Here is a 26,339-nt window from a genome sequence, read left to right as displayed (position 1 = left end):
ATCTTTCGGGACCAGACTATCGAGCGTCACCATCTCGAGAGCGGTCTGTTCAGGAGCAGGTTTCTTCAACATGTCCCAATGAATCATAAACCCCCAGCTCACGCCAGGGGTTTGTCAGCAGTCTGAATACCCGCCAAAGGCGGGTATTTTATATTTTAAAACAAATAGGTACTTATTTCTGCTCCAGAAGCCGGCATACCGCTTCAAGCTGTTCCAATGTCCGGTAACCGATACGGATTTGCCCCGATCCGCCCTTGTGGCTGATCTTTACATCCAGCCCAAGAGCATCGGACAGGCTGCGTTCGAGCGCAATCGTATCGGAATCCTTTTCCGCAGCAGGTCGCTTCTCCGCAACATCGCCCTGCGATTTGATGTCATTCTGCGCCAGGCGCTCAGCATCACGAACCGAAAGTCCCTTGGATACGATTGTTTTCGCGAGCGTCGCCGGATCGGAAGTGGAAACAAGAGCGCGCGCATGACCTGCGGAGAGCGAACCATCCGCCAGCATATCCCTTACCGGATCGGGAAGCTTCAAAAGCCGCAGGCTGTTGGCAACGTGGCTTCGGCTCTTGCCGATGATTTCACCGAGATCATTCTGCGTATAGCCATGTTCGGCGATGAGCTGCTCATACCCCATCGCTTCTTCGAGCGGATTGAGATCGGAACGCTGTACGTTTTCGACAATCGCCAGTTCCAGCGCCGTGCGATCATCCACGTCGCGAACAATGACGGGAACATCGGTAAAGCCCGCCAGCTGCGCCGCGCGCCAGCGGCGCTCACCGGCTATAATCTCGTAGCGGTTGACTCCTACCGTTCTCACCACCACTGGCTGAACAATTCCATGCTGACGAATGGAGGCAGCAAGGTCCTGCAGCTCGTTTTCATCAAAATGACGCCGCGGGTTTCTTTGGCTGCGAGCGATGAATTCAATGGGAATGGTGCGATCAGCGTTAACCGCGCGTTGAGGCTCGCCGACCGGTACGGGCTGATCCATTTCACCGATCAATGCGGCAAGACCGCGCCCCAACCGACGCTTGGAAAGATCATCACTCATAAGATATTACTCCATACAGTCCGCAAATGTCAGGCAGCTTTGCGCAGGCGCTCTCTCTGGATCACTTCGGATGCAAGTTGCAAATAGGCCTGACTGCCGGCGCATTTCAGGTCATAAAGAATGGCCGGTTTACCATAGGACGGTGCTTCCGAAACACGAACGTTGCGTGGAATGAGGGTATGGTAAACCTTCTCGCCAAGATGGCTTCTCACATCCGAAACGACCTGCTGCGCAAGATTGTTACGCGCATCGAACATCGTCAAAACGATACCCTGTATATCAAGCTGCGGATTGACCGATCCGCGTATCTGGCTGACCGTATCCAGCAGCTGGCTGAGACCTTCCAGGGCAAAGAACTCACATTGCAGCGGCACCAGCACCGAATGGGCGGCCGTCATCGCATTCATCGTCAAAAGATTGAAAGAGGGCGGGCAATCAACAAGAATGTAGGAGTAGCCCTTGGCTTCCTTCGTCTCCATGGCCGCACGCAGCAGGAAAACGCGGTTGGAAACATTCGCGACCTGCATTTCGAAACCGAGCAAATCCATCGTGGAAGGCACGATATCGAGATTTGGAACGGCCGTGGGAACAGCAACTTCCGCTACCCCATGATCTCCCACGAGAAGATCATAGGAAGAAAGCTTGCGCTCCTTGCGGTCAATGCCAAGCCCGGTACTCGCATTACCCTGCGGGTCCAGATCCACGATCAGTACACGCTCACCAATAGCCGCCAGTGCGGTAGCCAGATTGATGGCGGTTGTTGTTTTACCGACGCCGCCTTTCTGGTTAGCAACTGCGATAATCCGGTTTTTTTCAAAAGTCATGCCGCACCTGGCCAGTTCGTCAGCGCCTCAAAGCAAGGTTGCTGATTTCAAGAACAACAGAATCTGCCTCAATGGCACTCTGATGTTTTACCAGATCAAACTTCCAGCGACCATGTGCTTTCTGCACTTCAGAATCATAATCCCGGCCTTTATTAAAATAGGCCTTGAGATTTGGGTTATTCTGCGCCCAGGGATGAATATAATCGAAAAGCAAATCCAGTTCGGCGAGCGCGCGAGCCGAAACAGCCTCGCAATTTTTGATGATCTCCGGTGCTGTCTCGATCCTGACGGGGTGAACTGCACCTCTTGCACCGGTTTCCTTCAGTGCAATTCGCAGGAATGCCGCCTTTTTATTGTTACTTTCGACCAGATCAACCCAGCCGTCGCCAAGATCAGCAAGAAAAATCGCGGTGACAACACCGGGAAATCCGCCACCGCTTCCAAGATCAATCCATTTTTTTGGCTGCGGAGAGAGTTGGAATATTTGCGCGCTATCAGCCACATGCCGGTTCCAAAGCTCCGCGAGAGTGGAAGGCGCTACCAGATTTGTGGTTCTGTTCCACTTCTTAAAAAGCTCGACAAAATATTCGAGTCTTTCCTGTGTTTCACGTGAAACACTCTGGCCGTTTATCTTCATAATCCGACTCGCTATTGGTGCATGCGTAATTTTTCACTTCGCGTTGCGGAATCCTTCCGCAGAAGTGCGAGCAGCAGCGATATCGCAGCCGGTGTCATGCCGTCAACACGAGCGGCTTGGGCAATATTCTCAGGACGGGCTTTTTCCAGCTTTTGTTTAAGCTCGTTGGAGAGGCCGGATAGGCTCTTAAAATCAAAGTCATCAGGGATTTTCCTGTCTTCGTCCCGTTTGATATCGATGATATCAGCACTCTGCCTTTGCATGTAGACCGCATAACTCGCCTCAATCTGCAAGGCTTCGGCCACTTTCCCATGGAGGGCGCCCAGTTCTGGCCAATGCTTGGCAAGGACTTCGAGAGACATATCCGGATAGGCGAGCAATTCATAAACAGACCTGCGTTGACCGTCCTGATTAAGTTTCAACCCTTGCTTCGCCGCCTGGGATGGGCTGATGGAAATAGCCTTCAGCAGCTCTCGAGCACGATCCAAATCGGAAATGAAATTCGCGAAGCGTTCCTGCCGCTCGCGGCCGACAATGCCAGCAATCTGGCCAACTGGTGTAAGCCGCAGATCCGCATTGTCCACGCGCAGCGAAAGGCGATACTCCGCTCTGGAGGTAAACATGCGGTAGGGTTCACTGACGCCCTTCGATGTCAGGTCATCAATCATGACCCCAATATAGGACTCGGTTCGGCTAAAATAGACCGGATCGGCATTGCCTGCATAAAGCGAGGCATTCAAGCCGGCAACAAGACCTTGAGCACCCGCCTCTTCATAACCCGTCGTTCCATTGATCTGGCCGGCTAGAAACAATCCCGCAATCTTACGGCATTCCAGCGAGGGTTTCAGCTCGCGTGGATCGACATAGTCATATTCGATCGCATAACCCGGCTGCAGAATCGTCACCTGTTCAAGGCCCGGTATCGTTCGGATAAATTGTTCCTGCACGGCAGCGGGAAGGGACGTTGATATACCATTTGGATAAATGGTGTGATCGTCGAGACCTTCCGGCTCGAGGAATATCTGATGACCGTCCCGTTCACCGAAACGGGTGATTTTATCCTCAATCGACGGGCAATAACGCGGACCGACCCCTTCGATCTGTCCCGAATACATCGCCGACAGATGAATATTGTCCTGAATGATCTTGTGGCCAGCTGGCGTGGTTCGAGTTACACCACATTCAATTTGGGGATTGAGAATATGATCCGTCATGAAGGAAAAGGGGACAGGATCCTCATCGGCAGCCTGCCGATCCACCGCATTCCAGTCGATCGTGCGTCCGTCCAGTCGGGCAGGGGTGCCGGTTTTAAGGCGCCCCATAACGAGACCCAATCGCGAGAGCGTATCAGAGAGGCCAACTGACGGCATTTCTCCAACGCGTCCCGCAGGAATCTTTTCGGAACCGATATGAATGAGGCCACGCAGGAAGGTCCCGCTCGTCAGCACCACTGCGCCACACGGAATCCGGCTACCATTCTTCATGATAACTGCCGCGACACGATCATGCGCCATCTCAATATCGAAAGCATCGCCTTCAATAATGGTCAGGTTTTCGATCGCATCGATCTCCCGCTGCATGGCATCGCGGTAGAGCCGGCGGTCGGCTTGGGTTCGCGGACCACGGACAGCCGGACCCTTTTTACGGTTGAGCATGCGGAACTGAATACCTGCCGCATCGGCAACCCGGCCCATCAAACCATCCAGCGCATCGATTTCCCGAACGAGGTGTCCCTTTCCCAGACCGCCTATGGCGGGATTACAGGACATGACACCAATCGTCTCACGCTTATGGGTAACAAGGGCGGTTTTTGCACCATGCCTTGCGGCAGCAGCCGCGGCTTCGCTGCCCGCGTGGCCACCGCCAATAACAATGACATCAAATGACTGGTGCATATCCCTGCGCCCTGTTCTACCAACATCGACATCACCGCTTCGGCCGCCGATGTTTCACGTGAATCATTTTCCTATGCAGAATTCCGAGAAGATCACGCCGAGCAAATCTTCCACATCAACGCGGCCGGTAATCCGTCCGAGCGATGTTGCAGCGAGTCTTAAATATTCCGACCTTATCGCAAGGTCCAGGGTCTCGGAATCGACCGCATCACTAACATAGTTCAGCGTCTCTTCAAGTCGTTTTTTATGCCGAGCGCGCGCAGGAACCAAAGTCTGGCCGGCACCGACGCGTTTTTCTATTTCCTGCTTCAGCATCGACCGCAGTTCATTCAAGCCTATTCCTTCCTGGGCTGAGATAGACAGATCAAATCCATCATTCAAAGTAGGGGAATGGAGCGCTGTTTTCGTTCTCACTCGCAAATAGCTCTGGCTCCCGAGCGATTCAACGGGTTGTTTCGGGAACGAATCATTATCCTGAAGCAATAGAACGAGATCTGCCGTCTCGGCTGTCAAAACCGCGCGCCGCACGCCTTCAAGCTCAACGATATCCTGTGTTTCTCTTATTCCTGCCGTATCGAATATCCGAACCAAATATCCTTCCAGATTGATATCGACGCTCAAAACGTCTCTTGTTGTACCGGCAATATCGGTAACGATCGCAACATCCCGACCGCTAAGAGCGTTCAAAAGAGTGGATTTGCCTGCATTTGGTTCACCGACCAGCGCCACCTTGAACCCGTCGCGAATGATTTCACCGCCGTTACCGCCCTGGAGATGATCACGGATTTCCGTTTTGAGAAGCGCCATGGCCTCCCAAACCTGAGCCGCCACGGAATCTGGAACGTCCTCCTCGTCGGCAAAATCTAGTTCCGCTTCGATGAGAGCGCGGGCTCGCGTCAGGCGGCTGGCCCAATCGTCATAAAGCGCCGACAATTTGCCAGTGCTCTGTTCCACCGCCAAGCGCCGCTGCATCTCCGTTTCAGCCTGCAACAGATCAGCGAGGCCTTCGACCTCAAGGAGATCCATCTTCCCATTCTCGAAGGCTCTACGAGAGAATTCACCGGCATCAGCGGGCCGAAGACCCTCAAGATTTTCGAGCTCGGCAAAAATCGAAGCCATGACCGCACGACTGCCATGGCTATGAATTTCAACGCAATGCTCACCCGTGAAGGAATTTGGAGCTGGAAAGGCGATTACCAGCGCCTGGTCGATGACATCGTCGTTTCGACTCCGAATCGAGCACAACATGGCCTTTCGTGGTGACGGAAGTTCCCGTCCCGTCAGCATCTTCAACGCATCGAAAGCTCTGGAGCCGCTAATCCTGAGAACAGCCACACCCGCCGGCAAGGCACCGCTGGAAAGCGCGTAGATCGTATCGGTGGAAGCTGGCATCATTCACCTCAGTCTAAAACAGGCAAGCCGCATCCGAATAAACGGACGCGGCTTTGAAGCTCTCACGATGAATCCGGCTAAAGTCCGGATCAGGTATTCATCGATTCGAAGAAATCCGAATTGTTCTTGGTCTGCTTCAGCTTGTCGATCAGGAATTCGATGGCGTCCATCGTACCCATCGGCGCGAGAATACGGCGAAGAACGAAAATCTTCTGCAAATCCTGACGCGGCACCAGCAGGTCTTCCTTACGCGTACCGGATTTCAGAATATCCAGTGCCGGGAAGATGCGCTTGTCGGCAACCTTGCGGTCAAGCACGATTTCCGAGTTACCCGTACCCTTGAATTCTTCGAAGATGACTTCATCCATGCGGCTGCCGGTATCGATCAGCGCGGTCGCGATAATGGTCAGTGAACCACCTTCTTCGATGTTACGCGCGGCCCCGAAGAAACGCTTCGGACGCTGCAGGGCGTTGGCATCGACACCACCCGTGAGAACCTTGCCGGAGGAGGGCACAACCGTATTGTAGGCACGGCCGAGGCGCGTGATGGAATCGAGTAGGATGACGACGTCGCGACCGTGTTCGACCAGGCGCTTGGCCTTTTCGATGACCATCTCGGCGACCTGCACATGACGGACGGCTGGTTCGTCAAAGGTCGACGACACAACCTCGCCCTTCACGGAACGCTGCATGTCGGTCACTTCTTCCGGACGCTCATCGATAAGGAGAACGATCAGATAGCATTCCGGATGGTTTGCCGTGATGGAATGAGCGATGTTCTGCAGCAGAACGGTCTTACCCGTGCGCGGCGGCGCTACGATCAATCCGCGTTGACCTTTGCCGAGCGGTGCGACGAGATCGATCACACGCGACGACAGGTCCTTCGAAGTCGGAACGTCCAGTTCCATCTTGAAGCGTTCATTCGGGTAAAGCGGCGTTAGATTGTCAAAGTGAACCTTATGGCGGATCTTTTCCGGATCGTCGAAATTGATCGTATTGACCTTGAGAAGCGCGAAATAACGTTCGCCTTCCTTGGGGCCGCGGATCGGGCCTTCAACGGTATCGCCGGTTTTCAGCGAGAAGCGGCGGATCTGCGACGGCGAGATATAGATATCGTCCGGACCGGGCAGATAGTTTGCATTTGCGGATCGCAGGAACCCGAAACCGTCCTGCAGGACTTCGACGACGCCCTCGCCGATGATTTCGATGTCCTGGCTCGCGAGAACCTTGAGGATTGCGAACATGAGTTCCTGCTTGCGCATGGTGCTCGCATTTTCAACTTCCAGGGATTCGGCAAAAGTCAGCAAGTCGGTAGGCGATTTGCTCTTAAGTTCCTGAAGCTTCATTTCAGCCATGAAGAGAAGACCGTTTGATAATGTAATGTCGGGGGAGGGCGTGTTCGCGAATCAGATGCTGTGGGAAATGCCGCAGATGACTGAATAATTCACATGCCACGAAGATGAGTGGCCCGAAAATAGCGATTGTGCACGGCCGCTGCAAGAGGAAAGCACGAATTCCGCGAAATTTATCGTTGCACCGCCCTAACCGAAGGGTTTCACAACCACAAGTATGACGATGGCGATCATCAGCACCGTCGGAACCTCGTTCATCAACCGCCAGTGACGGGCAGGCCGCGTATTTTCATCCCGCGCGAAACGTTTTGCGCTGCGCGTGAAATAAACATGGGTCGCGGTCAGAAGTACCACCAGCGCGATCTTGGCATGCAGCCAGCCGCCGGAAAAACCATAAACCGACCAGGCGAGATAAAGTCCCAATATCCAGGATATCATCATCGCCGGGTTCATAATCACCTTGATCAGCCGCTGTTCCATGACCTTGAAGGTTTCGGACTGCTGCGAACCCGGGGGTGCATCGGTGTGGTAGATGAAGAGCCGCGGCAGGTAAAAAATTGCCGCCATCCAGGAAATCACGGCGATGATATGTAGCGCCTTGATCCAGAGATAAAGATCGGCCGGATCGGCATAAAATAACAGGGCGACGAAAGCGGCAAAGACACCAATTGCGATGCCCGCGCGCAAAGCTGCCCGGTTACCGGATCGGGCGGAGGTTTGTTTTTCGTCACTCATGCCCCGGCTCCGCCGCGCACGCGCTGCACAAGCCGGGTCACGTTTTCCGGGTCAGCCTGGGGGGTAATGCCATGGCCCAGATTGAAGATCAGCGGACCCTGTCCCAGCGCCTGCAGCACGGCATCGATGCCATCCTGCAAGGCCTTGCCGCCCGCCACCATCAGCATGGGATCGAGATTGCCCTGCACCGGGCCTTCCTTCTGCAAGTCTCTGGCAAAACCGAGCGGCACCGACCAGTCGAGCCCGATGGCGTCGGCGCCCGTCTTGCGGCGATAATCTTTGAGAAGATAACCAGCTCCTTTCGCGAAGGCGATGATCTTTGCCGAGGGCCGGCGGGCGCGCACCGATGCGATAATGCGGGCGACCGGCTTTATCGCATAGTCCTCGAATTCCTTCTCACCGAGCACACCGGCCCAGGAATCGAAGATTTGAACCGCATCGGCACCGGCATCGACCTGCGCCACCAGATAATCGGCGGAAACCTCGGCCAGAAAAGCCAACAGCTTTTCCATGGCGGCCGGCTCCTGATAACCGAACAGCCGCGCCGGGGCCTGATCCGGCGTTCCGTGTCCCGCGATCATGTAGGTCGCAACCGTCCATGGGGCACCGCAAAAACCGAGAAGCGTCGTTTCATCCGGCAAAGAGGTGCGCAGACGGGAAACGGTTTCGAAAACGGGCGAAAGATGCGCCATGACATTTGCGCCGTCCAGCTTCTCGATACCGCTGACATTGATCGGGTCCATGGCCGGACCTTTTCCTTCGCTGAAAGACACGTTGCGATGAAGCGCATCCGGAATCACCAGAATATCGGAAAAAAGAATGGCGGCATCCAGCCCAAACCGGCGAATGGGTTGGAGAGTAACCTCCGTCGCCAGTTCGGGATTATAACAGAGATCGAGGAAACTACCGGCGCTCTTTCGCGTTTCCCTGTACTCGGGAAGATAACGCCCAGCCTGTCGCATCAGCCATATGGGTGGTGGTGTGACCGTCTGCCCGTTCAACACCGTCATAACCTTGCGTTCGCTCATGGCACCCAGCTTCTAAAAAATAAAATCAAAGAGATTTAAAAGATTTTCTATTTCTTAGAGTCTGTGGGTAGCAAGGATTAAAATCATTCCAGTCGAAATGCCGCAGCCACCAAGTTTCAAGCGTGCCTGCGGATATTATCGGTCCGTTTGTTCTGTAATAATCCGTAGAATCTGAATTTTATAAATTATTTCAGTAGTTTATGTCAGAACAAAATAATAGAGCGATTGTGGATGATTTGTGGAAAATTTTGAACAGTTGCGCATTCTTCCAACAATCCACAAGCACGTCGGAGACGACTTAAGCCACTTGCGGATTGTGGAAAAACACCACTTTATTCACGTCGCGGTTCGACCCGCAGGACAATTCGGAGATTTGTCCCGGTTTATCAACAGCGGGAGAAAAACAGCGTGGAGAACAATAAAAGCTTCTTCCATCTGCACCTGATTTCGGACTCAACGGGGGAGACTCTAATGTCGGCTGGTCGGGCCGTCTCGGCCCAGTTCCATGCTTCCATGCCTGTGGAACATGTCTATCCGATGATTCGAAACCAGAAGCAGCTCGCGCAGGTCGTCGATCTCATCGACAAGGAACCGGGCATTGTTCTCTATACGATCGTCGACCAGCAGCTGGCGGAGTTTCTGGATTTGCGATGCCACGCGATTGGCGTACCCTGCGTGAATGTTCTTGAACCAATCATCGGCATCTTCCAGACCTACCTCGGTGCGCCGTCCAGACGGCGGGTGGGTGCGCAACATGCCTTAAATGCGGATTATTTCGCGCGGATCGAGGCGCTTAATTTCGCTATGGATCATGATGACGGGCAAATGCCGGAAACCTATGACGAGGCCGATATCGTCATTATCGGCATCAGCCGCACATCGAAAACACCAACCAGCATCTATCTCGCCAACAGGGGAATAAAGACCGCCAATATTCCTGTTGTTCCCAATGTACCGCTACCCGAAAGCCTGTATGCCGCCACCCGGCCGCTGATTGTGGGCCTGGTCGCGACATCGGACCGCATATCGCAGGTGCGGGAAAACCGCGAACTCGGCGCGACGGGCGGATTTGACAGCGGTCGCTACACGGATCGCGCCACCATCATGGAAGAGCTGAAATATGCGCGAGCGCTCTGCGCCCACAACAATTGGCCGCTGATCGACGTTACGCGCCGCTCCATCGAGGAAACGGCGGCGGCCATCCTTGCCCTTCGTTCGAGGACACGATAATCCGAATCGCATCATTCGGAGCAGACAGTCGATGAAACAGGAACTGATCCTCGCCTCGTCCAGCGCATCCCGCCAGATGTTGATGCGCAATGCGGGGCTGACATTTTTAGCCATCCCGGCGGATATTGACGAGCGCGCGCTCGATGAACAGCTGGAACGAGACGGAGCCAGCCCGGAAGAGGTGGCACTGGAACTCGCCAGGGCCAAGGCTCTTGCCGTCAGCAGGCTCTATCCCGGAGCATTGGTTCTCGGCTGCGACCAGACCATGGCGCTCGGCGCCCGCGTCTATCACAAGCCAAAAACCATGGCGGAGGCCGAATCGCATCTCCTGTCATTGTCCGGCAAGGTTCACCGCCTGAACAGCGCCGCCGTTCTCGTACAACATGGTGAGGTGGTGTGGCAGATTGTTTCCAGCGCTGAGCTGACCGTTCGGACTTTGAGCGCCGAATTTGTCTCCCGCCACCTGCAACGGGTGGGAGAAAAGGCCTTGAGCAGTGTCGGTGCGTACCAGCTCGAAGGAGAAGGAATCCAGCTATTCACCTCGATCGAGGGTGACTATTTCACGATTCTCGGCTTGCCGCTTCTGCCGCTTTTATCCAAACTGCGCGACATGGACGTTATCGATGGCTGATTCACGTGAAACATTAACCATAAACGCATTCGTTGTCGGCTATCCGATCAAGCATTCCCGATCGCCCATCATCCATTCTTATTGGCTGAAGAAATTCGGCATTGCCGGTTCCTACAAGGCTGTGGAAGTCTCCCCGGATGATTTTGCGAATTTCATTGCAACGCTGAAGCAAGGAAAACCGGGCACGGCCGTCGGTGGCAATGTCACCATTCCCCATAAGCAAGCGGCTTATCAGCGAGCAGACAGGCCCGATGCGCTGGCGGAAGAACTCGGTGCCGCCAACACAGTCTGGATGGAGGAGGGCGAACTCCACGTTACGAATACGGATGGTTATGGTTTTGTCTCCAATCTCGATGAGCGACATCCGGGTTGGGACAGGGCCGAGCGGGCCGTGGTTCTAGGCGCTGGCGGTGCAAGCCGGGCGGTCATCCAATCGCTTCGTGATCGCGGCATTGCCGAAATCCACGTCCTCAACCGTACCGTCGAACGGGCCCGCGAACTGGCCGACCGTTTTGGGCCGCGGGTTTTTTCCCATCCCCAGGCAGCGCTTTATGAGGTCATGCAGGGTGCCGGACTTTTCGTGAATACGACGTCGCTCGGCATGGACGGGACGGAAGCGCCGCATCTTGATTTTTCGCTGTTGGCCGCCCAGGCCGTCGTAACCGATATCGTCTATGTGCCGCTGAAAACCCCGATCCTCAAAATGGCGGAAGAGCAGGGCATGGCTACCGTCGACGGGCTCGGCATGCTGCTTCACCAGGCAAAACCCGGCTTCGAGCGGTGGTTCGGCAAAACGCCGGAGGTCGATGAGGCCCTGCGTTCTCTCATCATCGAGGATATGGAGAAACAGTGATGATCGTCATCGGTCTCACCGGCTCGATTGGAATGGGAAAAACGACGACGGCGAGGTTGTTCGCGGGAGAAGGCGTTCCGGTTCTCGATTCCGATGAGGTCGTGCACGGGCTTTACCGGGCGGAAGCCGCCCCGCTGATCGAAGCGGCCTTTCCGGGCACGACCGTTTCCGGTGCGGTGGACAGGCAGAAACTCGGTGAGATCTTGCGGCAGAATCCGGCTAATTTTAGCAGACTGGAAGAGATCGTACATCCGCTGGTGCGTGGAAGGCAGGAGGCTTTTCTGGCTCAAGCAAGGAAAGAGGATCGGCAATTCGCCCTCCTCGATATTCCGCTGCTGTTCGAAACCGGGGCGGAAAGCCGCGTCGATAAAGTCGTTGTGGTCAGTTGCGCGCCGGAGATTCAGCGAGAGCGAGTTTTGTCCCGACCGGGAATGACGGAGAAGAAATTCGAAATGATCCTCGCCCGCCAGATGCCCGATGTGGAAAAGCGCCGGCGTGCCGACTTTATCGTCGATTCCGGAAATGGTGTCGAAGCGGCAAGGGATCAGGTAAAAGAGATTCTGCAGAAACTGGCCGCTGAGTCGCGCCGTGGAGATATGAATGCGTGAGATCATTTTCGATACGGAAACGACGGGGCTCGAATCGAAGCTGGACCGCGTGATTGAAATCGGCGGCATCGAGTTGATCAACCACTTTCCCACCGGCCGAACTCTGCATCTGTACATCAGCCCGGAAGATCGCAAGGTTCACCCCGACGCACTTGCCGTTCACGGGATTACCGATGAGTTTCTGAAGGATAAACCCAAATTCGCTGAGGTCGTCGACCAGATTCGTGACTTCTTCGAGGGTGCGCGCTGGGTGGCGCACAACGCCACGTTCGACATGGGCTTCATCAACGCCGAATTTGCCCGTCTCGGTATTGAACCGGTCTCTGCCGAGCTGGTGACGGATACGCTTTCGCTCGCCCGTCGCAAGCACCCGATGGGACCGAACTCGCTGGACGCGCTTTGCCGTCGTTACGGCATCGACAATTCCCATCGCACCAAGCACGGCGCGCTTCTCGACTCCGAACTGCTCGCCGAGGTTTATATTGAAATGATTGGCGGGCGCCAGACGGCGCTCGGTTTCGGTTCCGCCGCCAAGCAGGAAACCATCATCGTCGAGGATGATGTACCGCTTGAGCCGCTGCAAAGGCCGCGGGCTTTGCCCTCGAGGCTGGATGCGGAAACCGTCGCGGCCCATTGCAAACTCGTTCTCGGCATGGGCGACAAGGCGATCTGGAACCGTTACCAGAATTGATACCTGTCCAGGCACTGTAAACGGTGAATGCCGTCAAAGAAAAACCCGGGCATGAACCCGGGTTTTGTTTTGTCTGAATTCTGCAGCGCAGAGCCGCGTCACTTAGTTCGGTACCGCCTGAACCTTGGCCTTGGCCTGTTCCTCGGCAACGCGCTGGGCGAACATCTGCGCGAAATCGATTGGATCGATCATCAGCGGCGGGAAACCGCCATTGCGGGTAACGTCCGCAATGATCTGGCGCGCGAAAGGGAACAACAGGCGCGGGCATTCAATGAACAGCACCGGCAGCATATGTTCCTGCGGGAAGCCGGCAATGCGGAACACGCCGCCGTAAACCAGTTCGGCCGCGAACAACACCTTGTCGCCATCCTTGGCTTCCGCGTTCAGCGTCAGAACAACATCGAAATCCGAACCGGAGATCGGGTTTGCGTTGACGTTGACATTGATATTAATCGACGGCGCATTGTCACGTGCCTGAAGCGAGCGAGGAGCACCCGGATTTTCGAAGGAAAGATCCTTGATGTACTGGGCAAGAATGTTGAGGGAAGGACTTACTGCGTCCTGTGCACCATTTTCAGCGGTCATTACATTTCCTCACGGCATGAATTCGTGGAAGGCGGTCTACCATTTCGACCGGGGGCTTACAACCCTTCGTGATCGGGTCACCGCGATCCGTTCCGCCCGGGATCAGGGTTTTGGCAGGTCGCGATTGTCCGGTTTGCGCGACCATGGGGAATCATCCTTTGGCTCGTCGCGATGAAACTCTTCCTCGTCGAGATCCACTACCTTCGAATTGCCCGTATGTCCCGGGTCGTTCCGAAAGCCGGAAAAATCTCCGGGCTGAGAACCAGATTGCTGGCCGGAGTGCCGAAAGGAACCAGCAACGACGACGCGCGGCCCGAAGGCCTTCCAGAAAAAGCGCCGTACGGTGGGCGACAGAAGCAGAAGGCCGAGAATGTCGGTAATGAAACCGGGAATGAAAAGCAGGATCCCGGCAACGACGCGCATGGCGCCATTCACCAACTCATCCGCCGGCTGCGCGCCGGTACGCCCCGCGTCCTGGAGGTTTCTCACCATGCCGATGCCTCCGAGCCGCAGGATGAGCAACCCCAGAAACGAGGTGAACAGGACAAGCGCCAATGTCAGCCACAAACCGATTGTCTTGCCAATAATGATGAAACCGGCAATTTCGAGGATGGGCATCATCAGGATGACGATGGGGAGAAAGGAAAAACGCATCTTCTAGCCTTGCGTGTGCATCTCTGGCAGATTGCCGGTTCCCGGGACACCGATGATTGAATCTGCGCATTTGAATGATGATAAGATGCAGACTATATGATGGTGTAGTTTTCGAATTTAAATGGCGGTTTTGGTAAAAGATGGGCTTTAGCGACTTTATCACATTGTTTTTTCTCGTTGCAGCGGTGCTGATCTTTTTTCAGCTGCGCAGTGTCCTCGGCCGCCGCACGGGCAATGAGAAGCCGCCATTCGACCCCTATAGCCCGCGAGATGCGGTGAAGGGCCCGGTTGCAGATGATAACAAGGTCGTGACCTTGCCAAAGCGCAGCGAGGGGGACGACGAAAACCGTTTTGCCGAGGCGGACGCGCTTGCGCCCGTCGATACGCCGCTCAATGCGGCTCTGCGTGAGGTGATGACCAGGGACCCGTCCTTCGGGCCGAAGGAATTCCTGAACGGCGCCCGCATGGCCTATGAAATGATCGTCATGGGCTTTGCCGATGGCGACCGCAAGACGCTCAAGAACCTTCTGTCGAAGGAGGTTTTTGACGGTTTCGAGGCGGCCATTTCCGAGAGGGAAGGTCGTGGCGAGGTGGTGAAGTCCACCTTCGTGGGCATCGAGAAGGCAGATATCACCCAGGCCAGTGTGCGTGATTCCGAAGTGCAGATCACCCTGAGGATCGTCAGCCAGTTGATTTCGGCGACCTATGACAAGGATGGCAAGCTGGTGGATGGCGATCCGGATGCGGTTGCGGAGGTGGACGACATCTGGACCTTCTCGCGCGATATCCGCTCGCGCGATCCGAACTGGAAGCTGATCGCCACCGAATCCGAGCAATGACCGCGCCCTTTTCGATCGAAGAAGTTTCTTTCAGCGACCTGCCCGGTTGGCGGCAAGACGATCCGGGCAAGCTTTTTCCGGCGATGGCGACAATCCTGTCGCACCTTCGGAACGCAAAACCCTACAGGACAGGCGCGCTCGGGGTCACGGCAGCGGAACTGGTTTCGCTTCTGGAAAGCGCAGAGAAAAGCCCAGTAGACAGCCCGGAGCAGGCGCGCCGGTTTTTCGAAACCAATTGCGTGCCTTTCAGGATTTCTTCGGCTCCGGGAAAAAGCGGTTTCGTGACCGCTTTTTACGAACCCGAACTGGAAGTGTCGTCTGAAGCCGACGACATCTGGCGTTATCCGATTTACCGCCGTCCGCCCGAACTGGTGGATATCGACGACGCCAATCGGCCCGCCGGTTTCGATACGTCCTATGCTTTCGGCAGAGCGGATGAAAACGGTATTTGCTATTTTCCCGACCGGCGGGAGATCGATGAAGGGTATCTGGAGGGCAGGGGCCTTGAGATTGCCTGGGCAAGATCGAAGGTCGACGTGTTTTTCGTCCATGTGCAGGGTGCGGCGCGTCTGGTGTTTCGCGATGGCGCGGTAAAGCGCATCACCTATGCGGCAAAGGCCGGGCATGCTTTTTCACCGATTGGCCGTCTGCTTATCGATCGCGGGGAACTTGATCCGAAAACCGTGTCGATGCAGACGATCCGCAAATGGCTCGCTGACCATCCCGACGAGGTGGATGGGGTACTATGGCATAACCGCTCCTATATTTTTTTCCGGGAGGCGGATGTCGCCGGTCAGGATATGGGGCCGATTGCGGCTGCGAAGGTTCCGTTGGTCGCGGGGCGCGCGCTTGCGGTGGACAGGCTCATCCACACGTTCGGGCTTCCCTTCTTCATCCATTCACCGTCGCTTACGCATCTCGATGACGGAAAACCTTTTGCGCGGCTGATGCTGGCGCTCGATACGGGTTCAGCCATTGTCGGCCCGGCCCGTGGCGATATCTTCACTGGCTCCGGTTTCGAAGCAGGAGAGCTTGCCGGTACGGTGCGCAATGAGGCCGACTTTTATATACTGATACCGCAGGTGGCTGCGCAGAGGTATCGGTGATGAAGAGCAGTCGCAAGCTCGGCAAGGAAGAGCGCATTCTGTGGGGAAAGGTCGCAAAAACCACGCGGCCGATCTCCGGCAGACTGGAAGATTTGCTGGCTTTCGAGGACATGGAGGAGCCTCTGGTTGAACCCGAGCTTTCCCAGACCGGAAAAAGCAGCTTTCCGCGCATGCTTGCGGAGCCGGCCGAGCCGCCAGCAGCGGCTCCGGACAAAAAGCCGAAAATTCATCAGCCGATGGAAAAACCGGTCAAGCGCAAGCTCACCCGTGGCCGGCTACCGCTGGAAGGGCGGATCGATCTGCACGGTATGTTCCAGAGCGAAGCTCATGCGGTGCTGCTTGATTTTCTGTTGCGCGCGCATGAACGCGGTCTGAGGCATGTACTCGTCATAACGGGCAAGGGCCGTTCCATCGGCAGCGACGGTGCGCTAAAAAGGGCGGTGCCCATGTGGTTTTCCAAACCGGAATATCGCCACCTGATTTCATCCTATGAGGATGCATCCGCCAATCACGGCGGCGACGGCGCGCTTTATGTGCGGCTGGCGCGTCGGCGCGGTGAAAAATCATGACACCTTTTGCGGAGGCCGTGCGGCAGCTTCGTGAGCGCAAGGGCGTGACGCAGAAGGAAATGGCCGCCGCCATCGGCGTGTCGCCCGCCTATCTTTCGGCGCTGGAGCACGGCAAGCGCGGCAAGCCGAGCTTTGATCTGTTGCAGCGCATTGCCGGATATTTCAACATCATCTGGGACGAGGCGGAGGAATTGTTCTTTCTGGCCGGCTCGTCCGACCCGAAAGTGGTTATCGACACCATCGGCCTGCCGCCGCAATATACGGCTTTCGCCAACCGGCTGGCACGGGATATTCGCAAGCTGTCGCCGAGTGTGGTAGAGGAACTGTCAGCCGTGCTGCAAAAAAGCCGTTCTTGCGATTGAAACCCCTCTATCCCCTGCTTTATGCAGCATCCTGAAGCATGCGGCCTTTGGGATTGGGTGTAGAATTTCTATAGTCGCATGTCGGATTTGAGTGATTCGCTGGCTTCAGGCCCTCTCACTGGAAACCTGGCCCGAGAAAACTTTGGAAAGAGTATTTATGACCGAAACATCGTCAAGCGAAGTCGGCGCGAACGCGGAATATGGAGCCGATTCGATCAAGGTCCTCAAGGGCCTTGATGCCGTGCGCAAACGGCCCGGCATGTATATCGGCGATACCGATGACGGTTCCGGCCTGCACCACATGGTCTATGAGGTCGTCGACAACGCCATCGATGAAGCGCTTGCCGGCCATGCCGATCTGGTGACGGTGACGCTGAACGCTGACGGATCGGTGACGGTGACGGATAACGGGCGCGGCATTCCAACCGACATCCATTCTTCCGAAGGCGTTTCCGCCGCTGAAGTCATCATGACCCAGCTGCATGCGGGGGGTAAATTCGACCAGAACTCCTATAAGGTTTCCGGTGGTCTGCACGGCGTCGGCGTCTCGGTGGTGAACGCGCTTTCCGTCTGGCTGAAGCTCAGAATTCGCCGCAATGGCAAGGTGCATGAAATCGGCTTCACCCATGGTGTCGCCGATGCGCCGCTTTCCGTCATTGGCGAATATGAAGGCCGCTCGGGCACGGAAGTGACCTTCCTGGCAAGCCCGCAGACCTTCACCATGACGGACTATGATTATGGAACGCTGGAGCATCGCCTGCGCGAACTCGCATTCCTGAATTCCGGCGTGCGCATTCTGCTGACAGACAAGCGCCATTCCGACGTCAAGCAGGAAGAGCTGCTGTATGATGGCGGTCTCGAAGCCTTCGTCCGTTATCTCGACCGCGCCAAGAAGCCGCTGGTTGACAAGCCAGTCGCCATCAAGGGTGAAAAGGACGGCATTACGGTTGAGGTCGCGCTGTGGTGGAACGACAGCTACCACGAGAATGTGCTCTGCTTCACCAACAACATTCCCCAGCGCGACGGCGGCACCCATATGGCCGGTTTCCGCGCGGCGCTGACCCGTCAGGTAACCTCCTATGCGGAAACCTCGGGCATACTGAAAAAGGAAAAGGTGAGCCTGCAGGGCGAGGACTGCCGTGAAGGTCTGACGGCCATTCTTTCCGTCAAGGTTCCCGACCCCAAATTTTCCTCGCAGACGAAAGACAAGCTCGTTTCGTCCGAAGTGCGTCCGGTCGTGGAAAGCCTTGTCAACGAAGCGCTCTCCACCTGGCTGGAAGAACATCCTTCCGACGCACGAATTCTGGTCGGCAAGGTGGTGGAAGCGGCGGTTGCCCGCGAAGCTGCCCGCAAGGCGCGCGAACTGACGCGCCGCAAGGGCGCTCTCGATATCGCCTCTTTGCCCGGCAAGCTTGCCGATTGCTCAGAGCGCGATCCGGCGAAATCCGAACTTTTCCTCGTCGAGGGTGACTCCGCTGGCGGTTCGGCCAAGCAGGGCCGCTCGCGCGAGACTCAGGCCATCCTGCCGCTGCGCGGCAAGATCCTCAATGTAGAACGCGCCCGTTTCGACAAGATGTTGTCCAGCCAGGAAATCGGCACGCTGATTACAGCGCTCGGCACCTCCATCGGCAAGGATGAGTTCAACGCCGACAAGCTGCGTTACCACAAGATCATCATCATGACGGATGCTGACGTCGACGGCGCTCACATCCGTACCCTGCTCTTGACCTTCTTCTTCCGCCAGATGCCGGAACTGATCGAGCGCGGCCATCTCTATATCGCCCAGCCGCCGCTTTATAAGGTCACGCGTGGCAAATCCGTGCAGTACCTCAAGGATGAGAAGGCGCTGGAAGAATACCTCATTTCGATGGGTCTTGAGGAAGCATCGCTGACCCTCGGCACCGGTGAGGTTCGCGTCGGCGCCGATCTTCGCGAAGTCATTCTCGATGCGCTGCGCATGCGTTCGCTGATCGACGGGCTTCATTCCCGTTACAGCCGCTCGATCGTGGAACAGGCGGCGATAGCCGGCGCGCTGAACCCCGAGCTTTCGGCCGATGCCGCCCGCGCCGAGGAGACCGTTGCTGAAGTGGCACGGCGTCTCGACATGATCGCGGAAGAAACCGAACGTGGCTGGTCCGGCACGGTGCTGCAGGATGGCGGCTTGCGCTTCGAGCGCATGGTGCGCGGCGTCAAGGAAGTCTCGACGCTGGATATGGGCCTGCTCGGTTCGGCCGATGCCCGCCATATCGATCAGCTCGCAGCTCGTATGCGCGATATCTACGCCACGCCGCCGGTCCTGCAACGCAAGGACGGCACGATGGAACTGGCCGGTCCGCGCGCGCTTCTGGATGCAATTTTTGCCGCTGGCCGCAAGGGTCTTTCCATGCAGCGTTATAAGGGTCTCGGCGAAATGAATGCCGAGCAGCTGTGGGAAACGACGCTTGACGCCAATGTTCGCTCGCTTCTCCAGGTCAAGGTCAACGACGCCACCGATGCCGACGGCCTGTTTGCCCGCCTGATGGGCGACGAAGTGGAGCCGCGTCGCGACTTCATCCAGGAAAACGCGCTTAGCGTCGCGAACCTCGATATCTAATCCTGTGGAGCGTTTCGCGGAACGATTCACGTGAAACGAAACTTTAACAAAAGGCCCGGTGGTCAATTCCGCCGGGCCTTTTGTCGTTCTGAGAACATCAATCAACCTTGCCGGTGAAGCGACCTTCGAAGGCCACATCCGAAAGCGGCAGACGCTTGCTCGGCACTTCCCGCTCCGCTAGATCATCAGGGAGAACGGACTTGTCGGTCAGCGTGCCGATGGCGACCGCGGCCTCAACCTTGTAGCCTTCCGGAATGTTCAGTTTTTCAACGATTTTATCCTTCAATATGCCACCCATGCCGTGCGCGTGGTAACCGAGCAGATGTGCCTGCATGGCAAGCGAAAACCAGGCGGCACCCGCATCAAAGGAATGGGTAGCGGATGGCTTTTTCTCGCCTTCACGCGAGATGTTGTGGTCGCGGGAAGTGACGAAGAGCAGCACGGAGGCATTTTTTGCCCAGCGCTGGTTTCCCTCCATCAGCAGTTCCACGAAGAGCGGCCAGTCTTCGCTATCCTTGTGCGCATAGACAAACCGCCATGGCTGATAGTTGGAGGCAGACGGCGCCCAGTGCGCGGCATCCAGAATGGTCATCAGATGCTCTTGCGGCATGGCGTGGCCATCGAAGGCGCGTGGAGACCAGCGATCGAGGAAGAGGGGATCGACGGGATATTCTGATTGCCGGGAATTACTGTTCGTCACGAGCCATGTCCTTATGATTGAAGGGAAGGAAAAGGTATTTTTCGAAACTTGGCTCAGTCAAGGGGTGACAAGTATGAATGCATCGTTCATATATGCATCACCTTGTCTGACAACCGGGAGAGAGTTCCATGAAATTGATGCGTATTGGCCAGCCCGGCCAGGAAAAACCAGCCATTCTCGACGCGGAAGGAAAAGTCCGCGATCTGTCCGCCCATGTCAAAGACATTGGCGGCGATGCCATTTCTCCAGAGGGCCTCAAGAAGATCGCCGCGATCGACCTCGGCACACTTCCGGTGCTGAACGAAGAGCGCATCGGCGCCTGCGTTGCCGGAACGGGAAAATTCATCTGCATCGGCCTCAATTTCTCCGACCACGCCGCCGAAACAGGTGCGACCGTACCGCCGGAACCGGTCATTTTCATGAAGGCGACCTCGGCCATTGTCGGTCCGAACGATAACGTCACCATTCCGCGCGGTTCTGAGAAGACCGACTGGGAAGTCGAGCTCGGCGTCGTCATCGGCAAGACCGCCAAATATGTCTCGGAAGCCGATGCTCTCGACTATGTCGCCGGTTATTGCGTTTCGCATGATGTTTCCGAGCGCGCCTTCCAGACGGAGCGCGCCGGTCAGTGGACCAAGGGCAAGTCCTGCGACACTTTCGGCCCCATCGGCCCCTGGCTGGTGACGAAGGACGAAATCACCGATCCGCAGAACCTCGGCATGTGGTTGAAGGTCAATGGCCAGACCATGCAGGATGGCTCCAGCAAAACCATGGTTTACGGCGTTGCCCACGTTGTCTCCTATCTCAGCCAGTTCATGTCGCTGCATCCCGGCGATGTCATTTCCACCGGCACTCCCCCCGGCGTCGGCATGGGTCAGAAGCCGCCGCGTTACCTGAAGGCTGGTGACGTCGTGGAACTCGGTATCGAGGGCCTCGGTTCCCAGAAGCAGACTTTCGTCGCCGATATCTGATCGCTACGGCGTTCAACGGAAAGTGAGGCGCTGGCGGGAAACCGCCGGCGCCTTAAATTTTGTGCACCTGCGAAAAGCTGCTATGGTTGAAAAAAAGAGCGTGATCGCGAGGGAGGCGTCATCAGTGTTCTACCACCTCTATGAAATGAACCATGCAGCCATGGCGCCGCTGCGCGCCGGTGCCGATATGATGCGCCAGGCCTGCAACAATCCTATGAACCCGCTTTCCAGCACGGCTTTCGGAAGAAGCCTCGATGCTGGCTTCGAGGTTTTCGAACGCCTGACGCGCCGTTATGTCAAACCGGAATTCGGACTTGCCACGACTATTGTCGATGGTGAGACCGTCGCCGTTGCCGAAGAGACCGTCTGGTCGCGTCCGTTCTGCAATCTCGTTCATTTCAAAAAAGAGGTCGATCCTGCCCGCCCGCCCGAGCCGAAGGTACTGCTGGTTGCGCCGATGTCCGGCCATTATGCCACATTGCTGCGCGGCACCGTGGAGGCCTTGCTGCCTTCGGCAGATATTTACATTACCGATTGGATCGATGCCCGCATGGTGCCGGTGAGTGATGGGACCTTCGATCTTGACGATTACATCAGTTATGTCATCGACATGCTGCGCGAGATCGGTCCAGGCGCGCATGTGGTCGCCGTCTGTCAACCGTCCGTGCCTGTTCTGGCCGCCGTTTCGCTTATGGAGGCCGATGGCGATAAATTTGCACCGGCATCCATGACGCTGATGGGCGGTCCTATCGATACGCGCATCAATCCCACAGCCGTCAATGGCCTGGCCACGGCGAAGCCAATCGAATGGTTCCGCGATAATGTCGTCATGCAGGTGCCGTGGCCCCAGCCCGCCTTCGGCCGCAATGTCTATCCCGGCTTTCTGCAACTCTCCGGTTTCATGTCGATGAACCTCGACAAGCACATGACGGCGCATAAGGATTTTTACCTCAACCTGATCAAGAATGACGGCGATTCCGCGGAAAAACACCGCGAATTTTACGATGAATATCTGGCCGTCATGGACCTGACGGCGGAATTCTATCTGCAGACGGTGGAAACCGTCTTCATCGACCATGCGCTTCCGAAGGGGAACATGCTGCATCGGGGTAGGGCGGTCGATCCCGCTGCTATTCGCAAGGTCGCATTGTTCACTGTCGAAGGGGAGAATGACGATATTTCCGGCGTTGGCCAGACGAAGGCGGCCCATGATCTCTGCCGTAACATCCCTGAAGATAAACGCGCACACTACATGCAACCGGATGTAGGGCATTACGGCGTCTTCAACGGTTCGCGCTTCCGCAAGGAAATAGTGCCGCGCATGCTGGATTTCATTGGCAAACACCAGACAGCCTAAGGCAAAACGGCAGGTGACGCCGCGCATTTGCGTGGCCAAGGGATGGACGAATCGGTTATGAAGGCTTCATGTTTTCGCTCCTCAGAAAGTCCCTGAAGTCGCCGGCGCCAAAGAAGATCGTGCCGAGCCAGCGCACCGTCGCGGTTGCGGGCCGGCAGGTGCCGATCACGGTCAGGGAAAACCCGCGGGCCACGCGCATCACCTTGCGCATCGAGCCGGGCGGCCGGGCGCTGAAGCTGACGATCCCGATGGGCCTGCATCACCGTCAGGTCGACGATTTTCTCGAAAGGCATCAGGGCTGGCTGGAGGGCAAGCTTCAGAAGTTCAGCCCTGATGACGGTCTGCGTCCCGGTGCGACCATCGATATCAGAGGCATCTCCCATCGCATCGAACACACCGGCAGCCTGAGGGGCCTGACCCACGTCGCGAAAGACGCTGATGGTGCGGCTGTTCTGAAAGTCAGCGGCGCGCCCGAGCATCTGAGACGGCGGATCGCGACTTTCCTGAAAAAGGAAGCAAAGGCTGATCTCGAACGGTTGGTTGCCATTCACGCCCGCGCCGCCGGCAGGCCGGTGCGATCCATCAGCATGAAGGATACACGCAGCCGCTGGGGCTCCTGTTCCCATGATGGAAACTTGAGTTTCTCCTGGCGCATCGTCATGGCCCCGGAAAGCGTCATCGATTATCTCGCAGCCCATGAGGTCGCGCATCTCCGGGAAATGAACCATGGCCCGAAATTCTGGGCGCTGTGCGAAAAACTCTGCCCGCACACCAATGAAGCCAAGGACTGGCTGAAACGCCACGGCTCCAAACTTCACGCCATCGATTTCGATTGAAACTGGCGGCGGGCATCGCCATCTGGATTCACGTGAAACATTCCATCAAAAAGGGATGCGATTTGGCTCGACTCTTGTCGCATTTCATGTCAGGTCGCGGGTATGAAACCGGATATCAAGATTTGCGGATTGAAGACACCGGAAACGCTGGAGCGCGCCATCAGGCGCGGTGCGTCCCATGTCGGTTTTATTTTCTTTGAAAAAAGCCCGCGCTACATCGAGCCGGATCTTGCCGGCAGGCTGGCCGAAGCCGCCCGTGGCGCCGCCAAGGTGGTTGCCGTCACCGTCGATGCCGACAATGATTATCTCGATGAAATTATCGATCTCGTAAGGCCGGACATTCTGCAACTGCATGGCAGCGAAAGCCCGGAGCGGCTGCTGAACATCAAGGCGCTTTACGGTCTGCCTGTCATGAAGGCGATTTCCATTCGCGATGCCGGTGATCTCGCCAAAATCGAGCCTTATATTGGCATTGCCGACCGTTTCCTGCTGGATGCCAAGGCGCCTGCCGGTTCCGACCTGCCGGGTGGAAACGGCATCTCGTTTGACTGGACGATTCTGCGCTCACTTGACGAAAGTGTAGATTACATGCTTTCCGGTGGGCTGAATAAGGACAATGTCGCCGAGGCTCTGGCGGAAACCAAGGCAGGCGGACTAGATTTGTCGTCCGGCGTCGAAAGCGCGCCGGGCGTCAAGGATTTGTCCATGATAGATGCGTTTTTTGATGTGGTGAATGATTGGTCGAAAGGCCCAAAGGGAGCTTGAAGTGAACGACGCGCCAACACCCAATTCTTTTCGCGCTGGTCCTGATGAGGACGGACGTTTTGGCATTTACGGAGGTCGCTTCGTTGCCGAAACGCTGATGCCGCTCATTCTGGATTTGCAGGCGGAATGGGATAAGGCCAAGACCGATCCCGCGTTTCAGGCGGAACTCAAGCATCTTGGCGCGCACTATACCGGCCGCCCGAGCCCGCTTTATTTTGCGGAGCGCCTGACGGCGGAACTTGGCGGCGCGAAGATTTATTTCAAGCGCGAAGAGCTGAACCACACGGGTTCGCACAAGATCAATAATTGCCTCGGCCAGATTCTGCTTGCCAAGCGCATGGGCAAGACCCGCATCATTGCCGAAACCGGTGCCGGCCAGCACGGCGTTGCCTCGGCAACCGTTGCGGCGCGCTTCGGCCTGCCTTGCGTCGTTTACATGGGCGCGACCGATGTCGCCCGTCAGGCCCCGAATGTGTTCCGCATGAAGCTTCTGGGTGCCGAGGTGAAGCCGGTCACGGCCGGTCATGGCACGCTCAAGGACGCCATGAACGAGGCCCTGCGCGACTGGGTCACCAATGTTGAAGATACCTATTACCTGATCGGCACCGCGGCCGGCCCGCATCCCTATCCGGAAATGGTCCGTGATTTCCAGGCGGTCATCGGCGAGGAAGCCAAGGCACAGATGCTGGAAGCGGAGGGCCGCCTGCCGGATATGGTCATCGCGGCCGTTGGCGGTGGATCGAACGCCATCGGCATCTTCCATCCTTTCCTCGATGACAAAAGCGTGCGCATCGTCGGCGTCGAAGCTGGGGGCAAAGGCCTGTCGGGCGAAGAACACTGTGCCTCGATCACGGCTGGCTCCCCCGGCGTGCTGCATGGCAACCGCACCTATCTGCTGCAGGATGAGGATGGCCAGATCAAGGAAGGCCATTCCATTTCCGCCGGCCTCGATTATCCCGGCATCGGCCCCGAGCACTCCTGGTTGAGTGATATCGGCCGCGTGGAATATGTGCCGATCATGGACCATGAGGCGCTGGACGCCTTCCAGATGCTGACCCGCCTTGAAGGTATCATCCCGGCTCTCGAGCCGAGCCATGCCTTGGCCGAGGTCATCAAGCGGGCGCCGAAGATGGGTAAGGATGAGATCATCCTGATGAACCTCTCCGGTCGCGGCGACAAGGATGTCCACACCGTCAGCAAGTTCCTTGGAATGGATGTATAAGATCATGACCGCACGTATGGACAAGCGCTTTGCCGATCTGCGCGCTGAAAACCGCCCGGCTCTGATTACCTATTTCATGGGCGGCGACCCGGATTTCGAAACCTCGCTCGGCATCATGAAGGCGCTGCCGGAAGCGGGCGCTGACGTCATCGAACTCGGCATGCCCTTTTCCGACCCGATGGCGGATGGCCCGGCCATTCAGCTGGCCGGCCAGCGCGCGCTGAAGGGCGGACAGACGCTGAAAACCACGCTCGATCTCGCCCGCGAATTCCGCAGGCAAGACGATGCAACGCCGATCGTGATGATGGGATACTATAATCCGATCTATATCTACGGTGTGGAGAAATTTCTGGACGACGCGCTCGCGGCTGGCGTCGATGGCCTGATCGTGGTCGATCTGCCGCCGGAAATGGACGATGAACTCTGCATCCCGGCACTCGCGCGCGGCATCAATTTCATCCGTCTGGCGACACCCACGACCGATGGCAAGCGCCTGCCTGCCGTCCTTAAAAATACCTCAGGTTTCGTCTATTATGTCTCGATGAACGGTATCACCGGTTCAGCACTTCCCGATCCCTCGTTGATCTCGGGCGCTGTCGGTCGTATCAAGGCGCATACGGAACTGCCGGTTTGTGTCGGTTTCGGTGTCAAGACGGCCGATCATGCAAAAGCGATCGGCACCGTGGCGGATGGCGTTGTGGTCGGTTCGGCCATCGTCAACCAGATTGCGGGCAGCCTGACCAAGGACGGGCAGGCGACCGCCGACACCGTGCCGGCCGTTACGACGCTGGTAAAAGGACTTTCAACGGGCGTGCGTGCATCGCGCCTTGCCGCTGCGGAATAAGCGCGC

At 56.7% G+C, this 26,339-nt stretch carries 27 protein-coding genes; 16 read left to right on the top strand and 11 right to left on the bottom strand.

Annotated elements, in window-relative coordinates:
• Nucleotides 1-172 precede the first annotated feature (172 nt).
• The 8 genes from PL599_RS21735 to hemE all read right to left on the bottom strand — a co-directional run bounded on the left by PL599_RS21735 (nucleotide 173) and on the right by hemE (nucleotide 8,917).
• A complete protein-coding gene (locus PL599_RS21735; protein ID WP_003505321.1) occupies nucleotides 173-1,054 on the bottom strand; it encodes a ParB/RepB/Spo0J family partition protein in 882 nt (293 codons plus the stop codon).
• A 29-nt stretch (nucleotides 1,055-1,083) separates the two neighbouring features.
• Nucleotides 1,084-1,878, bottom strand: a complete 795-nt coding sequence (locus PL599_RS21730) for a ParA family protein (protein WP_269825272.1) — start codon at nucleotides 1,876-1,878, stop codon at nucleotides 1,084-1,086.
• Nucleotides 1,879-1,897: 19 nt separating this feature from the next.
• Nucleotides 1,898-2,515, bottom strand: coding sequence for a 16S rRNA (guanine(527)-N(7))-methyltransferase RsmG (gene rsmG, locus PL599_RS21725; protein ID WP_137412365.1), 618 nt, complete (start codon nucleotides 2,513-2,515; stop codon nucleotides 1,898-1,900).
• A gap of 11 nt (nucleotides 2,516-2,526) precedes the next feature.
• Nucleotides 2,527-4,410 (bottom strand): tRNA uridine-5-carboxymethylaminomethyl(34) synthesis enzyme MnmG, encoded by a 1,884-nt coding sequence (gene mnmG / locus PL599_RS21720; protein ID WP_271359876.1) that lies wholly within the window; start codon nucleotides 4,408-4,410, stop codon nucleotides 2,527-2,529.
• A gap of 63 nt (nucleotides 4,411-4,473) precedes the next feature.
• On the bottom strand, nucleotides 4,474-5,805 hold the full coding sequence (gene mnmE / locus PL599_RS21715) for a tRNA uridine-5-carboxymethylaminomethyl(34) synthesis GTPase MnmE (protein WP_269825270.1): 1,332 nt from the start codon (nucleotides 5,803-5,805) through the stop codon (nucleotides 4,474-4,476).
• A gap of 86 nt (nucleotides 5,806-5,891) precedes the next feature.
• Nucleotides 5,892-7,157 (bottom strand): transcription termination factor Rho, encoded by a 1,266-nt coding sequence (gene rho / locus PL599_RS21710; protein WP_004444236.1) that lies wholly within the window; start codon nucleotides 7,155-7,157, stop codon nucleotides 5,892-5,894.
• Nucleotides 7,158-7,343: 186 nt separating this feature from the next.
• Entirely contained in the window at nucleotides 7,344-7,889 is a 546-nt protein-coding gene (gene hemJ, locus PL599_RS21705; RefSeq protein ID WP_170985695.1) for a protoporphyrinogen oxidase HemJ, read from the bottom strand.
• Nucleotides 7,886-8,917, bottom strand: coding sequence for a uroporphyrinogen decarboxylase (hemE, locus tag PL599_RS21700; protein ID WP_269825269.1), 1,032 nt, complete (start codon nucleotides 8,915-8,917; stop codon nucleotides 7,886-7,888). Before hemE ends, hemJ begins: the two co-directional genes overlap by 4 nt.
• Before the next feature lie 408 nt (nucleotides 8,918-9,325).
• Between hemE and PL599_RS21695 the strand changes: the two genes are divergently transcribed.
• Genes PL599_RS21695 through dnaQ form a run of 5 tightly spaced genes read left to right on the top strand, consistent with a single transcriptional unit; the run spans nucleotide 9,326 to nucleotide 12,930 of the window.
• Entirely contained in the window at nucleotides 9,326-10,147 is an 822-nt protein-coding gene (locus PL599_RS21695) for a pyruvate, water dikinase regulatory protein (RefSeq protein WP_271359875.1), read from the top strand.
• A gap of 31 nt (nucleotides 10,148-10,178) precedes the next feature.
• Nucleotides 10,179-10,778 (top strand): Maf-like protein, encoded by a 600-nt coding sequence (locus tag PL599_RS21690; protein WP_142912885.1) that lies wholly within the window; start codon nucleotides 10,179-10,181, stop codon nucleotides 10,776-10,778.
• A complete protein-coding gene (locus PL599_RS21685) occupies nucleotides 10,771-11,631 on the top strand; it encodes a shikimate dehydrogenase (RefSeq protein ID WP_269825267.1) in 861 nt (286 codons plus the stop codon). The genes PL599_RS21690 and PL599_RS21685 overlap by 8 nt, the downstream gene beginning before the upstream one ends.
• A complete protein-coding gene (coaE, locus tag PL599_RS21680) occupies nucleotides 11,631-12,239 on the top strand; it encodes a dephospho-CoA kinase (protein WP_269825266.1) in 609 nt (202 codons plus the stop codon). Before PL599_RS21685 ends, coaE begins: the two co-directional genes overlap by 1 nt.
• Nucleotides 12,232-12,930: a DNA polymerase III subunit epsilon gene (gene dnaQ, locus PL599_RS21675; protein WP_269825265.1), complete on the top strand. Its 699-nt coding sequence runs from the start codon at nucleotides 12,232-12,234 to the stop codon at nucleotides 12,928-12,930. The genes coaE and dnaQ overlap by 8 nt, the downstream gene beginning before the upstream one ends.
• A 102-nt stretch (nucleotides 12,931-13,032) precedes the next feature.
• On the opposite strand, the gene secB is transcribed toward dnaQ, so the two are convergent.
• Both secB and PL599_RS21665 read right to left on the bottom strand, forming a co-directional pair.
• On the bottom strand, nucleotides 13,033-13,515 hold the full coding sequence (gene secB, locus PL599_RS21670; protein WP_077983679.1) for a protein-export chaperone SecB: 483 nt from the start codon (nucleotides 13,513-13,515) through the stop codon (nucleotides 13,033-13,035).
• Between the two features lie 102 nt (nucleotides 13,516-13,617).
• A complete protein-coding gene (locus tag PL599_RS21665) occupies nucleotides 13,618-14,169 on the bottom strand; it encodes an FxsA family protein (RefSeq protein WP_269825264.1) in 552 nt (183 codons plus the stop codon).
• Between the two features lie 140 nt (nucleotides 14,170-14,309).
• On the opposite strand from PL599_RS21665, the gene PL599_RS21660 reads away from it, so the two are divergent.
• The 5 genes from PL599_RS21660 (at nucleotide 14,310) to gyrB (ending at nucleotide 19,638) form a co-directional block, all read left to right on the top strand.
• Nucleotides 14,310-15,008, top strand: a complete 699-nt coding sequence (locus PL599_RS21660; RefSeq protein WP_142912881.1) for a Tim44/TimA family putative adaptor protein — start codon at nucleotides 14,310-14,312, stop codon at nucleotides 15,006-15,008.
• The gene (gene mltA, locus PL599_RS21655) at nucleotides 15,005-16,114 is read left to right on the top strand and encodes a murein transglycosylase A (protein WP_269825263.1); all 1,110 of its coding nucleotides are present in this window, start codon (nucleotides 15,005-15,007) and stop codon (nucleotides 16,112-16,114) included. Before PL599_RS21660 ends, mltA begins: the two co-directional genes overlap by 4 nt.
• On the top strand, nucleotides 16,114-16,683 hold the full coding sequence (locus PL599_RS21650) for a Smr/MutS family protein (protein WP_269825262.1): 570 nt from the start codon (nucleotides 16,114-16,116) through the stop codon (nucleotides 16,681-16,683). The genes mltA and PL599_RS21650 overlap by 1 nt, the downstream gene beginning before the upstream one ends.
• The gene (locus PL599_RS21645; RefSeq protein ID WP_269825261.1) at nucleotides 16,680-17,045 is read left to right on the top strand and encodes a helix-turn-helix domain-containing protein; all 366 of its coding nucleotides are present in this window, start codon (nucleotides 16,680-16,682) and stop codon (nucleotides 17,043-17,045) included. Before PL599_RS21650 ends, PL599_RS21645 begins: the two co-directional genes overlap by 4 nt.
• A 157-nt stretch (nucleotides 17,046-17,202) precedes the next feature.
• The gene (gyrB, locus tag PL599_RS21640) at nucleotides 17,203-19,638 is read left to right on the top strand and encodes a DNA topoisomerase (ATP-hydrolyzing) subunit B (RefSeq protein WP_077983721.1); all 2,436 of its coding nucleotides are present in this window, start codon (nucleotides 17,203-17,205) and stop codon (nucleotides 19,636-19,638) included.
• Between the two features lie 97 nt (nucleotides 19,639-19,735).
• Here gyrB and PL599_RS21635 read toward each other — a convergent pair whose 3' ends face one another.
• Complete coding sequence (locus PL599_RS21635) at nucleotides 19,736-20,338, bottom strand: nitroreductase family protein (protein WP_142912879.1); 603 nt, start codon at nucleotides 20,336-20,338, stop codon at nucleotides 19,736-19,738.
• Between the two features lie 128 nt (nucleotides 20,339-20,466).
• Between PL599_RS21635 and PL599_RS21630 the strand changes: the two genes are divergently transcribed.
• The 6 genes from PL599_RS21630 to trpA all read left to right on the top strand — a co-directional run bounded on the left by PL599_RS21630 (nucleotide 20,467) and on the right by trpA (nucleotide 26,333).
• Nucleotides 20,467-21,309, top strand: a complete 843-nt coding sequence (locus PL599_RS21630; protein WP_269825260.1) for a fumarylacetoacetate hydrolase family protein — start codon at nucleotides 20,467-20,469, stop codon at nucleotides 21,307-21,309.
• A gap of 124 nt (nucleotides 21,310-21,433) precedes the next feature.
• Complete coding sequence (locus tag PL599_RS21625) at nucleotides 21,434-22,666, top strand: polyhydroxyalkanoate depolymerase (RefSeq protein ID WP_269825259.1); 1,233 nt, start codon at nucleotides 21,434-21,436, stop codon at nucleotides 22,664-22,666.
• Between the two features lie 68 nt (nucleotides 22,667-22,734).
• The gene (locus PL599_RS21620) at nucleotides 22,735-23,502 is read left to right on the top strand and encodes a M48 family metallopeptidase (RefSeq protein WP_271359874.1); all 768 of its coding nucleotides are present in this window, start codon (nucleotides 22,735-22,737) and stop codon (nucleotides 23,500-23,502) included.
• A 102-nt stretch (nucleotides 23,503-23,604) separates the two neighbouring features.
• The gene (locus PL599_RS21615; RefSeq protein ID WP_077983687.1) at nucleotides 23,605-24,267 is read left to right on the top strand and encodes a phosphoribosylanthranilate isomerase; all 663 of its coding nucleotides are present in this window, start codon (nucleotides 23,605-23,607) and stop codon (nucleotides 24,265-24,267) included.
• 1 nt (nucleotide 24,268) lies between these two features.
• Nucleotides 24,269-25,489, top strand: coding sequence for a tryptophan synthase subunit beta (trpB, locus tag PL599_RS21610; RefSeq protein WP_077983723.1), 1,221 nt, complete (start codon nucleotides 24,269-24,271; stop codon nucleotides 25,487-25,489).
• Between the two features lie 4 nt (nucleotides 25,490-25,493).
• Nucleotides 25,494-26,333 (top strand): tryptophan synthase subunit alpha, encoded by an 840-nt coding sequence (gene trpA, locus PL599_RS21605; protein ID WP_269825257.1) that lies wholly within the window; start codon nucleotides 25,494-25,496, stop codon nucleotides 26,331-26,333.
• Nucleotides 26,334-26,339: the final 6 nt, after the last annotated feature.

It is taken from the genome of Agrobacterium sp. ST15.16.055 (assembly GCF_027956555.1).
Classification (GTDB): Bacteria; Pseudomonadota; Alphaproteobacteria; order Rhizobiales; family Rhizobiaceae; genus Agrobacterium; species Agrobacterium salinitolerans.
Note: the sequence above shows the minus strand (reverse complement) of the source record. Positions and strands in the feature narration are given on the sequence as shown.